11 protein-coding genes and 1 riboswitch are annotated in these 12932 nt (G+C 70.5%); of the genes, 5 read left to right on the forward strand and 6 right to left on the reverse strand.

Annotated elements, in window-relative coordinates; genetic code table 11:
* The first annotated feature begins 88 nt into the window (after window positions 1-88).
* The 3 genes from AMK22_RS04325 (at window position 89) to AMK22_RS04335 (ending at window position 2761) form a co-directional block, all read left to right on the forward strand.
* A complete protein-coding gene (locus AMK22_RS04325) occupies window positions 89-1081 on the forward strand; it encodes a tetratricopeptide repeat protein (protein ID WP_073781860.1) in 993 nt (330 codons plus the stop codon).
* 116 nt (window positions 1082-1197) lie between these two features.
* Complete coding sequence (def, locus tag AMK22_RS04330; RefSeq protein ID WP_073781861.1) at window positions 1198-1836, forward strand: peptide deformylase; 639 nt, start codon at window positions 1198-1200, stop codon at window positions 1834-1836.
* 187 nt (window positions 1837-2023) lie between these two features.
* The gene (locus AMK22_RS04335; RefSeq protein ID WP_073781862.1) at window positions 2024-2761 is read left to right on the forward strand and encodes a D-Ala-D-Ala carboxypeptidase family metallohydrolase; all 738 of its coding nucleotides are present in this window, start codon (window positions 2024-2026) and stop codon (window positions 2759-2761) included.
* Window positions 2762-2827: 66 nt separating this feature from the next.
* Here AMK22_RS04335 and AMK22_RS04340 read toward each other — a convergent pair whose 3' ends face one another.
* Window positions 2828-3805: a GlxA family transcriptional regulator gene (locus AMK22_RS04340; RefSeq protein WP_073781863.1), complete on the reverse strand. Its 978-nt coding sequence runs from the start codon at window positions 3803-3805 to the stop codon at window positions 2828-2830.
* A gap of 81 nt (window positions 3806-3886) precedes the next feature.
* On the opposite strand from AMK22_RS04340, the gene AMK22_RS04345 reads away from it, so the two are divergent.
* Window positions 3887-4099 (forward strand): hypothetical protein, encoded by a 213-nt coding sequence (locus tag AMK22_RS04345; RefSeq protein WP_073781864.1) that lies wholly within the window; start codon window positions 3887-3889, stop codon window positions 4097-4099.
* A gap of 1 nt (window position 4100) precedes the next feature.
* Here the strand turns inward: AMK22_RS04345 and AMK22_RS04350 are convergent, their stop codons facing one another.
* The 5 genes from AMK22_RS04350 to AMK22_RS04370 all read right to left on the reverse strand — a co-directional run bounded on the left by AMK22_RS04350 (window position 4101) and on the right by AMK22_RS04370 (window position 11307).
* Window positions 4101-5138 (reverse strand): ribonucleotide-diphosphate reductase subunit beta, encoded by a 1038-nt coding sequence (locus tag AMK22_RS04350; protein ID WP_073781865.1) that lies wholly within the window; start codon window positions 5136-5138, stop codon window positions 4101-4103.
* Window positions 5138-7591, reverse strand: a complete 2454-nt coding sequence (locus AMK22_RS04355; protein WP_073781866.1) for a ribonucleoside-diphosphate reductase subunit alpha — start codon at window positions 7589-7591, stop codon at window positions 5138-5140. The genes AMK22_RS04350 and AMK22_RS04355 overlap by 1 nt, the downstream gene beginning before the upstream one ends.
* Before the next feature lie 139 nt (window positions 7592-7730).
* Window positions 7731-7858, reverse strand: a riboswitch (cobalamin riboswitch).
* A gap of 373 nt (window positions 7859-8231) precedes the next feature.
* Window positions 8232-9881: a monocarboxylate uptake permease MctP gene (gene mctP, locus AMK22_RS04360; RefSeq protein ID WP_073781867.1), complete on the reverse strand. Its 1650-nt coding sequence runs from the start codon at window positions 9879-9881 to the stop codon at window positions 8232-8234.
* A complete protein-coding gene (locus AMK22_RS04365) occupies window positions 9878-10153 on the reverse strand; it encodes a DUF3311 domain-containing protein (protein WP_073781868.1) in 276 nt (91 codons plus the stop codon). The genes mctP and AMK22_RS04365 overlap by 4 nt, the downstream gene beginning before the upstream one ends.
* A 389-nt stretch (window positions 10154-10542) precedes the next feature.
* Window positions 10543-11307 (reverse strand): GntR family transcriptional regulator, encoded by a 765-nt coding sequence (locus AMK22_RS04370; RefSeq protein ID WP_073781869.1) that lies wholly within the window; start codon window positions 11305-11307, stop codon window positions 10543-10545.
* 282 nt (window positions 11308-11589) lie between these two features.
* On the opposite strand from AMK22_RS04370, the gene AMK22_RS04375 reads away from it, so the two are divergent.
* Window positions 11590-12873, forward strand: coding sequence for an extracellular solute-binding protein (locus tag AMK22_RS04375; RefSeq protein ID WP_073781870.1), 1284 nt, complete (start codon window positions 11590-11592; stop codon window positions 12871-12873).
* Window positions 12874-12932 lie beyond the last annotated feature (59 nt).

Below are 12932 nucleotides of genomic sequence, written 5' to 3' on the forward strand. Positions count from 1 at the left end.
TAATGAGCGGGCGTCCGGCCCGGCATGGTTGGATGCGAAGAGGGAGCGGAAAACGAGGGCGTGCTCTCACTCGGGACGGGCGGGAATCGTGAGGATCTTCGGGAAGGTACGGCATCGGCCCTCCGCCTCTTGGCGGCAGGCCACGGACCGCGCGTTCACGCTGATCGGCGACGGCCGGTACGAGGACGCGGGCGCGCTGCTGACACGCGCGGCGGACCTGGAGCCCTGGCTCTCGGAGTCGTGGTTCAACCTGGCACTGCTGCACAAGTTCCGGCACGACTGGGAACAGGCGAGGGCCGCCGGTCTGCGGGCCGTCGCGCTGCTCGACAAGGACTCCGGCGCTCCCGACTGGTGGAACGTCGGGATCGCCGCCACCGCGCTCCAGGACTGGCCGCTGGCCCGCCGCGCCTGGCAGGCGTACGGCCTGAAGGTGCCGGGTGCCGGCCAGCACACGTCGGCGGCGGGCAGCGAGCCCGTCGGCATGGAGCTGGGCAGCGCCGCGGTACGGCTGTCGCCGGAGGGCGAGGCCGAGGTGGTGTGGGGGCGCAGGCTCGATCCGGCCAGGATGGAGGTGCTCTCCATCCCGCTGCCGTCGTCCGGCCGCCGCTGGGGCGAGGTCGTCCTCCACGACGGTGTGCCGAACGGGGAGCGGGTGACCGCCGCCGGGCCCGCGTATCCGGTCTTCGACGAGATCGAGCTGTGGGCGCCGTCGCCCGTTCCCACCTGGGTGGTGCTGCTGGAGGCGGCCACGGAGGCGGACCGGGACGCGCTGGAGCGGCTGGCGTCCGACGCCGGGTTCGCCGCGGAGGACTGGTCGTCGTCCGTGCGCCTGCTGTGCCGGGCCTGTTCCGAGAGCCGGATGGAGAGCGACGAGGGCGACGGCGACCACCTGGACCCGCACGACCACAGCGAGCCGGGGCACCCGGGCCCGCTGGGGCACCGCACGGCCGGTGAGCTGTGGGTGCCGGAGCGGGAGTGCGGGATAGCCGCCCCGGCCGGGCTGGTGCGCGGGCTGCTGGACGGCTGGGTCGCGGACAGCCCGGACAGCCGCGAGTGGCGGGATCTCGAAGAAGTCTGCTGACCGGTGCCCGTAGGCTGTACGGGCACCGTCGCGGTGCCCGGGTGCTCGGGGCCCGGACGCCACGGATGGTTTCGGATGCCCGGGTTTCAGGTTTTTGAGGAAGGCGTACGGCGGACATGGCGCAGCAGGAGACGGACGAGCGGATCAGCGCCGACGACGAGGAATTCGTCGTCGACACCGAGGACTGCGAGGAGCGTGAGACGGCGCATCGCGAGCGCGGCACCTCCCGTCCGATCACGGTCGTGGGCAACCCGGTGCTGCACAAGGAGTGCAAGGACGTCACCGAGTTCGACGACGACCTGGCCCGGCTGATCGACGACATGTTCGCCAGCCAGCGGACCGCGGAGGGCGTGGGCCTGGCCGCCAACCAGATCGGCGTCGACCTGAAGGTCTTCGTCTACGACTGCCCCGACGACGAGGGCGTGCGGCACGTGGGCGCCGTCTGCAACCCCGTGCTGGAGGAGCTGGCGCCCGAGGACCGGGTGCTGGACGATTCCAACGAGGGCTGCCTCTCCGTGCCCACGGCGTACGCCCCGCTGGCCCGCCCGGACTACGCGGTGGTCCGGGGACAGGACGCCGAGGGCAACCCGATCAAGGTGCGGGGCACCGGCTACTTCGCCCGTTGCCTGCAGCACGAGACGGACCACCTGTACGGATACCTGTACATCGACCGGCTGTCCAAGCGCGACCGCAAGGACGCGCTGCGGCAGATGGCGGAGGGCACGCCGCGCTACGAGACCGTGCCGAACGACTGAGAGCGCTGATCACGGTCCACCGGTGGGCCCGGTTCCTCCCGCTCACGGAGGAACCGGGCCCACCGCGTTCCGCGCTCACCGGGTCGTCAACTTCCTGTCATCCAAGGGTGGTTGACGCGCGTCGACTCCTCCGACAGGCTCTCTGACCACATCCTCATCACGCCTTCGCAGCGACAGGGAGCCCTTCATGCTCAGACGCACCGCACGACTCCTGCTCGGTTTTGTCATGACCATGGCTTTCGCGTGGAGTGGGGCCGTGGTCACCGCGGGCACCGCGCAGGCGGACGGCTGCTACACCTGGACCCGCACGCTGTCCCCGGGCGCCACCGGCAACGACGTCGTCCAGCTCCAGATCCGGGTGGCCGGCTACCCCGGGTACAACTCCGTACTCGCCATCGACGGCTCCTACGGCCCGGCGACCACCGCCGCCGTCAAGCGCTTCCAGGCCGCTTACGGCCTGGCGGCCGACGGCATCGCGGGCCCGGCCACCCAGGCCAAGATCTACGAGCTGCAGGGCAACGACTGCACCCCGGCCCACTTCACGTACGCCGAACTCAACCAGTGCAACAGCACCTGGGCGGGCGGTGCCGTGGCGGCGGGCACGGCGAAGGCGAACGCGCTGAGCACCATGTGGAAGCTGGAGGCGCTGCGGCACGCGCTCGGAGACCAGTCGATCCGGGTCACCAGCGGCTTCCGGTCCCAGACCTGCAACAGCGCGGTCGGCGGCGCCGCCAACAGCCGTCACATGTACGGGGACGCGGCAGATCTCGGCGCGGGCCCGCACTCCCTGTGCACCCTCGCCAAGCAGGCCCGCAACCACGGCTTCAACGGGATCCTCGGCCCGGGCTACCCGGGCCACGGCGACCACATCCACGTCAACCAGGGCCCCAGCCACTACTGGTCGGCCCCGAACTGCGGCGTCTGACCCCGGCCCCGGCCCGGGCGCCCGCCGGGGCGTCCGGCCCGGAGCGCGACCGACGGCCGTCCCGGGTCAGGCGGCCGTCCCGGAGCGGGCGGCCGAGCCGCGGAAGGTGCGGCGATAGGCGTGCGGGGTGGTGCCCAGCGACCGGACGAACTGATGGCGCAGCGCCGCCGCCGTCCCGAAGCCGGTGCGCCCGGCGATCGTGTCCACCGTCTCGTCGGACGTCTCCAGCAGGTGCTGGGCCAGCAGTACCCGCTGACGCAGCAGCCAGCGGTACGGCGTCGTGCCGGTCTCCTGCTGGAAGCGGCGGGCGAAGGTGCGCGGTGACATGTGCGCCTGCGCCGCCAGCTGGTCGACCGTCATCTCCTGGTCGAGGTGGCGCTCCATCCACACCAGCGTCTCCCCGACCGTGTCGCAGCGGGTGCGCGGCAACGGCCGCTCTATGTACTGCGCCTGGCCGCCGTCCCGGTGGGGCGGCACCACCATGCGGCGGGCGATCGCGTTGGCGGTGTCGGAGCCGTACGCCTGCCGGACCAGGTGCAGGCAGGCGTCGATCCCGGCCGCCGTGCCCGCCGAGGTGACGACCGGGCCGTCGTCCACGTACAGCACGTCGGGCTCGACGACGGCGCGTGGAAAGCGCCGGGCCAGCTGGTCGGTGTGGCGCCAGTGGGTGGTGCAGCGGCGGCCGTCCAGCAGCCCGGCCGCACCGAGGACGAACGCGCCGGAACAGACGCTCAGCACCCGCGCGCCCCGGTCCACGGCCCGGCGCAGGGCGTCGAGGACCTCCTCGGGGTAGTCCCGGCCGCCGGAGTCGCCGGAGGCCGGCACGGCGATGAGGTCCGCCTCCTCCAGCCGGTCGAGACCGTACGGGGTGCCGATCGTGAACCCGGCGTGCGTCCGCAGCGCCGGGCCCTCGGCGGACACCACGGCGAAATCGTGGACCGGCAGGCCCTCGGCACTGCGGTCGAGGCCGAAGACCTCGCACAGCACCCCCAGTTCGAAGGGGTGGACCTCGTCGAGCAGCAGAGCGGCGACGTTGTTCAGCATCCCACCAGTGTGGCAGCAAATCGATGGTGCGTGGCAGTCCTGCCACTGCCGGAGGGTGGGCGCGCGGACGAGAGTGGAACCATGAACACGCTCCTGGACATCCTTGGCATTTCCGCTCTTATCGTTCTCTTCCTGCTGCCCACCCTGGCCGGACTCGCCCGGGAACGCCGCATCGACCGCGAGCTGCGGGAGGCGGAACGGGAACGCGCGGAGGCGCCGCCGGGAACGGCGGACGCCGCGCGGCCCGTCACGGCCGCGCGGCGTCCCCACCTCAGAAGCTGGGCCCGGGTCTAGGTCAGAAGTCCTCGTCGAGGTCGACCGAGCCCTCCACCGCCACCTGGTACGCGGACGGCCGGCGCTCGAAGAAGTTCGTCAGCTCCTGCACGCCCTGGAGCTCCATGAACGAGAACGGGTTCTCGGAGCCGTAGACCGTCGGGAAGCCGAGGCGGGCGAGGCGCTGGTCGGCCACGCACTCCAGGTACTGCCGCATGGACTCCGTGTTCATGCCAGGCAGGCCGTCACCGCACAGGTCGCGGCCGAACTGCAGCTCCGCCGCCACGGCCTCCTTCAGCATGTCGGTCACCTGCTGCTGGAGCTCGTCGTCGAAGAGGTCCGGCTCCTCCTTGCGGACGGTGTCCACGACGTCGAACGCGAAGCTCATGTGCATCGTCTCGTCACGGAACACCCAGTTGGTGCCCGTGGCGAGACCGTGCAGCAGTCCCCGCGAACGGAACCAGTAGACGTACGCGAACGCGCCGTAGAAGAACAGGCCCTCGATGCACGCCGCGAAGCAGATCAGGTTCAGCAGGAAGCGGCGGCGGTCAGCCTTCGTCTCCAGCCGGTCGATCTTCTCCACCCCTCCTTGCCCGTCCAGGGCGGCCATCCACTTGAAGCAGAACTCGGCCTTCTCACGGATGGACGGGATGTTCTCGACCGCCGCGAACGCCGCCGCCCGGTCGTCCGGGTCGGGCAGGTAGGTGTCCAGCAGCGTCAGATAGAACTGGACGTGCACGGCCTCCTCGAACAGCTGACGGCTCAGGTACAGCCGCGCCTCGGGGGAGTTGATGTGCTTGTAGAGCGTGAGGACGAGGTTGTTCGCGACGATCGAGTCGCCCGTCGCGAAGAACGCGACCAGCCGGCCGATCATGTGCTGCTCGCCCGGCGAGAGCTTCGCGAGGTCGGCGACGTCCGAGTGGAGGTCGACCTCCTCGACGGTCCAGGTGTTCTTGATCGCGTCCCGGTAGCGCTCGTAGAAGTCCGGGTAGCGCATGGGGCGCAGGGTCAGTTCGAAGCCCGGGTCGAGCAGGTTCTTCTCGGAGTTGGTGTCGGTCATTACTGGCAGGCCTCGCAGGACTCGGGGTTTTCCAGGGAGCAGGCGATCGCGTCCGCGTCGAGGACCGGAGCCTGCTGGGCGGGGACGGGAACGGGGGCGTTCGCCGCGGTACCGCCGGAGGCGGCGCGGGCGATCCGGGTGGCGGGGCGCGAACGCAGGTAGTACGTCGTCTTCAGCCCCTTCTTCCAGGCGTACGCGTACATCGAGGAGAGCTTGCCGATGGTCGGCGTCTCCATGAAGAGGTTCAGCGACTGGCTCTGGTCGAGGAACGGGGTACGGGCCGCAGCCATGTCGATCAGGCCGCGCTGCGCGATCTCCCACGCGGTGCGGTACAGCGTCCGCACGTCCTCGGGGATCCAGGCGAAGCCCTGTACCGAGCCGCTCGCCTCGCGCAGCGCCTCGCGGGTCCGCGCGTCCCACACGCCCAGTTGCTTCAGGTCGTCCACCAGGTACGCGTTGACCTGGAGGAACTCACCGCTGAGCGTCTCGCGCTTGAAGAGGTTGGAGACCTGCGGCTCGATGCACTCGTACACGCCCGCGATCGAGGCGATCGTCGCCGTCGGCGCGATGGCGAGCAGCAGCGAGTTGCGCATGCCGGTCCTCGCGACCCGGGCGCGCAGCGCCTCCCAGCGCTCCGGCCAGTTCGGCTCGGTGGCGTAGTGGTCGGGGTGCAGCACGCCGCGCGCGGCCCGCGTCTGCTCCCAGGCGGGCAGCGGACCCGACCGTTCCGCGAGGTCGCAGGACGCTTCGTACGCGGCCAGCATGATCCGCTCGGAGATCCGCGTGGACAGCGCACGCGCCTCGGCGGAGTCGAACGGCAGCCGCAGCTGGAAGAAGACGTCCTGGAGGCCCATGGCGCCCAGGCCCACCGGGCGCCACTTGGCGTTGGAGCGGGCGGCCTGCTCGGTCGGGTAGAAGTTGATGTCGACGACCCGGTCGAGGAAGGTCACGGCGGTGCGGACGGTGGCGTCCAGCCGCTCCCAGTCGATGTCCCCGCCCGTGACGAATGCGCCGAGGTTGACCGAGCCCAGGTTGCAGACGGCCGTCTCGCCGTCGTCGGTGACCTCCAGGATCTCGGTGCACAGGTTCGACGAGTGGACGACACGGCCCGGCTCGGCGGTCTGGTTCGCGGTCCGGTTGGCGGCGTCCTTGAACGTCATCCAGCCCTGGCCGGTCTGCGCGAGGGTGCGCATCATCCGCCCGTACAGCTCCCGGGCCGGCAGCGTCTTGCGGGCCAGCCCCTTCGCCTCGGCGGCCCGGTACGCGTCGTCGAACTCCTCGCCCCACAGGTCGACCAGCCCGGGCACGTCGGACGGGGAGAACAGCGACCACTCGCCGTCCGCGTCGACCCGGCGCATGAACTCGTCGGGGATCCAGTGCGCGAGGTTCAGGTTGTGCGTACGGCGGGCGTCCTCACCGGTGTTGTCGCGCAGCTCCAGGAACTCCTCGATGTCCGCGTGCCAGGTCTCCAGGTAGACGGCGGCCGCGCCCTTGCGACGGCCGCCCTGGTTGACCGCCGCGACGGAGGCGTCGAGCGTCTTCAGGAACGGCACGATCCCGTTCGAGTGCCCGTTGGTGCCCCGGATCAGCGAACCGCGGGCCCGGATGCGGGAGTACGGCAGACCGATGCCGCCCGCGTGCTTGGAGAGGCGCGCCACCTGGTGGTAGCGGTCGTAGATCGAGTCGAGCTCGTCGAGCGGGGAATCCAGCAGATAGCAGGACGACATCTGCGGGTGCCGGGTACCGGAGTTGAACAGCGTGGGGGAGGAGGGGAGGTAGTCGAGCCGGCTCATCAGTCCGTACAGTGCCGCGACCTCGTCCACGGCACGCGGGGAGTCGTCCTCGGCGAGCCCGGACGCCACCCGCAGCATGAAGTGCTGCGGGGTCTCCACGACCTGACGGGTGTGCGGGTGGCGCAGCAGGTAGCGGCTGTGCAGGGTGCGCAGCCCGAAGTAGCCGAACCGGTCGTCGGCGCCGTCGGCGAGGGAGCGTTCGACCAGCGCGTCCAGGGTGGCGGCGTGCGCCCGGACGAACGCGGCGGTGCGGTCCGCGATCAGGCCCTCGCGGTGGCCGACGGCGACGGACGCGGAGAAGGAGACCGCGCCCTGCCCCGCCGCCTCGTCCGCGATGGCGCGGGTCAGCAGCCGGGCGGCGAGCCGGGAGTAGGCGGGGTCCTCGGAGATCAGCCCTGCGGCGGCCTCGGTCGCCAGCGCCCGCAGTTCGGCCTCGTCCGCCCGGGCGCTGCGCCCGCGCAGCGCGGCGGCGGCCACCCGGCCGGGGTCGGTGTCGGGCAGGTCGACGGTGAGGGCGGTCAGGGTCCGCAGCAGCGCGGTCCCGGGCTCGTCGTGTGCGGTACCGGGTCCGTCGTGTGCGGTTCCCCCGGACTCGGCCGCCTCGGACACGGTCGCTTCGGACAGGGCGACTGAGGCCGGATCGGCTGGCGCGATGGTCACGCGGTGCTCTCCCTCGCTCGGCTCGGGGCCGGCGGGGGAGTGGGGCGGCCGGGCAGGCCGGGCCCGGGGCGGGGCAGCGCTGCGTACGGCGTCCACCGGCCCATCCGCGAGGCCCGGACGTCTGGCATCCGGATCGGTCGAACCGGATGCGCTGTCGGCAGGTCGTCGGACTCGCTCGGGACTGCGCAAAAGCGCACCGAACATACCGTTGCGGGACAGTTCCGGATTCGCACCGGATTCCCCTGCGGCGACAGCGAGCATGAGCATACATGTGGGGGCCGCTCGATGCGCCAGCCCCCAGATGTTGTGTCGGTCGATGCGGGCCGGAACCGTGGAACGCGTTCTGCGAGCCTTTCAGAAGACGGCGGACGGCCCGTCGCGGCCCCTCCGGAAAGGGGCGCGACGGGCCGTCCTGGGGCCCTGCGGGCGGGTCGCCGGAGCGACGCGGGGCGGCCGGGCGGACCGACCGCTCCCGGGTGCCGGAGCGCCCGGGAACGGTCCGGCGGCCGACCCGTTCCCGGGCCGCGGGGGCGGGCAGCCGTCGCGCGTCCGGGGAACGCCGGGGGCGGTGGCCGACCCGTTCCGGACGCGCGGGGAGCGGTCGGTGACCGCTCGATCCGAGCCGTGGAAGCGGTCGTCCTCAGTGGCCGCCGCCCGGAGCCGCCGCCGCGCTCGGGGGCTCGGGTACGGCCGGCGGCAGCTCCGCCCGGACACCCGGGTCGCCCGCGTCCGCGGTGTAGTCGGCCGGGGAGGTCTCGTCGACGCCGGCGGGCGCCTTCACCGCGTTCAGGACGAACGTCAGCACCACCGTCACCGCCACGTTCAGCATGAACGCCGTCAGGCCGATGTAACCGATCTCACCGATGCCGGGGATCTTCGCGGACGATCCGCCGAAGTGGGCCTGGGTCGGGCCGGCGACCCCGTACGCGGCGACCGTTCCGTACACCATGCCGACCGCCCAGCCCGCGAGCAGTGCCCAGCGGTGGAACCAGCGGGTGAACAGGCCGCCGACCAGGGCCGGCATGGTCTGGAGGATCCAGATCCCGCCCAGCAGCTGGAAGTTGATCGCGACCGTCTTGTCCATGGTGAGGACGAAGGCCAACGCCCCGACCTTCACCAGCAGCGACACCAGCTTGGAGACCTTGGTCTCCTCCTGCGGGGTCGCGTCCGGTTTCAGGAAGTCCTTGTAGATGTTGCGGGTGAAGAGGTTCGCCGCCGCGATTGACATGATCGCGGCGGGCACCAGCGCGCCGATGCCGATGGCGGCGAACGCGACGCCCGCGAACCAGTCGGGGAACATGTTCTCGAACAGCTGCGGAATGGCCAGCTGCCCGTTCTCCACCTTGATCCCGGCGGCGATCGCCATGAAGCCGAGCAGCGCCAGCATGCCCAGCATCAGCGAGTACAGCGGCAGGATCGTGGTGTTGCGCCGGATCACGTCACGGCTGCGGCTGGAGAGCGTCGCCGTGATCGAGTGCGGATACATGAAGAGCGCCAGCGCCGAGCCCAACGCCAGGGTGGCGTAAGCCCATTGGCTCGCCTCGCCGGGCGCCAGGGCGCCGGTCGGCTTCCCGCCGGGCGGGCCGGCGAACTTCTCCTGGGCGGCGGCGAAGATGTCGTGGAACCCGCCCAGCTTGATCGGGATGTAGACGATCGCCACCACGATGACCAGGTAGATCAGGCCGTCCTTGACGAACGCGATCAGCGCGGGGGCTCGCAGACCCGACGAGTAGGTGTACGCGGCGAGCACCGCGAACGCGAGCAGCAGCGGCAGGTCCTTGACGAACCAGTGCGTGTTCTCGCCGCCGCCGACGCCCATCACGTCCAGCACCGCCTGGATGCCGACGAGTTGCAGCGCGATGTACGGCATCGTGGCGAGGATGCCGGTGACGGCGACCGCCAGCGACAGCCCCTTCGAGCCGAAGCGCCCGCGGACGAAGTCGGACGTCGTCACGTACCCGTGCCGGTGCGAGACCGACCACAACCGGGGCAGGAAGGTGAAGATCAACGGATACACCAGGATCGTGTACGGCACGGCGAAGAAGCCCGCCGCGCCCGCCGCGTAGATCGCCGCGGGAACGGCGACGAAGGTGTACGCGGTGTACAGGTCGCCGCCGAGCAGGAACCAGGTGACCCAGGTGCCGAACGACCGTCCGCCCAGGCCCCATTCGTCGAGGCTGGCCTCGTTCTCGGCCCTGCGCCAGCGCGCCGCCAGGAAGCCCATGACCGTGACGGCCGCGAAGAAGAAGACGAAGACGCCGAGCGCGACGCCGTTCACACCGTTCTTCACGCCTGGTCACCCCCCTTGCGGGCGCGCTGGTCGCGCTGCCACAGCTTGTGGGCGACGGCCGTGAGCGCGGTGGAGATCAATACCCAGAGCATCTGGTACCAGTAGAAGAAGGGGATACCGATGAAGGCGGGATCCACCTTCGCGTACGAACTCACCCAGAGCATCGCGACGAACGGCGCGACGAGACAGAGGGCGATGACCACCCGTACCGGCGTGATCGCGGGCGGCCTCCCGTCCGGGCTTGCGGACACGTCCTTCGGGCTTGCTGTCATGCGGCGACTCCGTCCCCTCGCTGATCACCTGCTGCGACGCGCAGGAAATCTAGGGGAGGGGTTCGGTCACCGTCACCCCCCTGATCGCATTTCCGCCCGGAATCGGTTCCGCGGGTGGGTGCACATATTCGGAATATGGCCAGACGTACGGGAGTTGGGGGGCACGCGACATGCGAACCGCCCCCGTGGAGGCACGTTCCACGGGGGCGGTCGGGAGGGCCGGGCGGGCCGGCGGGACCATGAGGACGGGCTGGGCCGGGCGGGGCGCCCGCGCGGACGGGACGGTCGCGCGGTGCGTGGCCCGGCGGGCGCTCGCGCACGGACCGTTCGCCGACCGGGACATGCGCGGACCGTCGAACCACCCGGCGGGCGCCCACGCTCGGGACCGTTCAGTCCATCGGCCGCTTCAGGCGCGCCACGAACTTGTACCGGTCGCCCCGGTAGACCGACCGCACCCACTCCACGGGCTCGCCCCTCCCGTCCAGCGAGTGCCGGGACAGCATCAGCATCGGCAGACCCACGTCCGTGCCGAGCAGCCCCGCCTCGCGCGGGGTGGCGAGCGAGGTCTCGATGGTCTCCTCGGCCTCGGCCAGCCTGACGTCGTACACCTCGGACAGCGCGGTGTAGAGCGACGTGTACTTCACCAGCGAACGGCGCAGCGCCGGAAAGCGTTTGGCCGAAAGGTGGGTGGTCTCGATCGCCATCGGCTCCCCGCTGGCGAGCCGCAGCCGCTCGATCCTCAGCACCCGGCCGCCGGTCGTGATGTCGAGCAGCCCGGCGAGCGTGTCGTCGGCCGTGACGTAGCCGATGTCCAGTAGCTGGGACGTGGGTTCCAGTCCCTGAGCACGCATGTCCTCGGTGTACGAGGTGAGTTGGAGGGCCTGCGAGACCTTCGGCTTGGCCACGAAGGTGCCCTTGCCCTGGATGCGCTCCAGCCGTCCCTCGACAACCAGTTCCTGGAGCGCCTGGCGCACGGTCGTGCGCGAGGTGTCGAACTCGGCGGCCAGGGTGCGCTCCGGCGGCACGGGGGTGCCCGGCGGCATGGTGTCCGTCATGTCGAGGAGATGCCGCTTCAGGCGGTAGTACTTCGGGACGCGCGCCGTCCGTGTGGCCGCGCCCGTCTCGTTCTCCGCACTGCCCCCGCCGGCGCCCATGGCCCGCCTTCCCGACTGCTGCGCTGCTGCCGTCACCGGTTCCTCCGTCTGTCGCGGCTCACATGGTGGCACGGTCCGGTCACGGGTCGTCGCCCTCCCTTAGATGTCGGTCCTATAACGGACGCGAGTGCACCTCTTATACACCCTTGACACCCATAAAGGTCTAGGCCAAGCTCCGGGTACTGGTCTAAACCATTAAAGACCAGGTCCAGCCCCAGCAGTAATCGTCGAATGTCTTCGCGGTGGTGGGCGGGGTTGCGGTATCCCTGAGGAGGGTTTGGCGTGAAGCGCAAGCTCATCGCGGCGATCGGCGTCGCGGGCATGATGATCGGCCTCGCGGCGTGCGGGTCGGACGACGGTGACAAGGGTGGCAAGAAGGCCGGTGCGGACGGCTACAAGGGCGAGACGCTCACCGTCTGGACCATGTCCGGATCGAACCCGCCCGGTTGGACGAAGGCCGTCACCGAGGAGTTCGAGCAGAAGACCAAGGCCAAGCTGAAGATCGAGGTCCAGGAATGGAACGGTATTCAGCAGAAGGTCACGACGGCCCTCTCCGAGTCCAACCCGCCGGACGTCCTGGAGATCGGCAACACCCAGACCCCGGCCTACGCCAAGACCGGCGGCCTCGCCGAGCTCGGTGACCTCAAGAAGGAGATCGGCTCCGCCTGGGCCGACGGCGTCAACGCGCCCTCCGTCTACGAGGACAAGCAGTACGCCCTGCCGTGGTACGTGGGCAACCGCGTCGTCATGTACAACAAGAAGGTCTTCAAGGAAGCCGGCATCACCGAGACGCCGAAGACCCGCGCCGACCTCTTCAAGGCGTTCGACGCCATCAAGGAGAAGGGCAACGCCGAGCCCGTCTACCTGCCCGGCCAGAACTGGTACTTCTTCGACGGCCTGCTCGTCGGCAAGGACGTCTCGCCGGTCAAGAAGGAAGGCGACAAGTACGTCTCCAACCTGGCCGACCCGAAGGTCGCCGAGGCCATGGACGTCTACAAGCAGTACCAGTCCTACTCCAAGGCGCCCAAGGACAAGGACGAGGCCACCCCGCAGCAGGCCGAGGTCTTCGCCAAGGGCAAGACCGGTGCCATCATCGCGATGGGCTACGAGGCCGGCACCGCCATCCAGGCCAACCCCGCCATCAAGGACGACATCGGCTTCTTCACCATCCCCGGTGAGACCGCGGACAAGCCCGAGGGCGTGTTCCTCGGCGGCTCCAACCTCGCCGTGGCCGCGGGCAGCAAGAAGCAGGAGCTGGCCAAGGAGTTCCTGAAGATCGCGCTCTCCGAGAAGAACGACGGCGCGCTCATCAAGGAGGTCGGCTGGTCTCCGAAGAACGACGCCATGCAGAAGTACACCGTGGGCCAGCCCGCGGCCGAGGCAGCCGGTCCGGCCGCCTCCAAGTCCGGTGGTACCACGCCGCTGATCCCGGAGTGGGCGCCGGTCGAGAACCCGCCGAACCCGATCAAGACCTACATGACGCTGGTCCTGCAGGGCAAGTCGCCGGCCGACGCCGCCAAGCAGGTCGAGGGCGAGCTCAACAAGCGTCTCAGCCAGCAGCAGTAGTCGCAGTCACGCGTCCCGCGCCGGGGCGGCGGGTCACCACCCGCCGCCCCGGCCGTACG

Origin of the sequence: Streptomyces sp. CB01580 (assembly GCF_001905795.1) — a bacterium.
Taxonomy (GTDB): Bacteria; Actinomycetota; Actinomycetes; order Streptomycetales; family Streptomycetaceae; genus Streptomyces.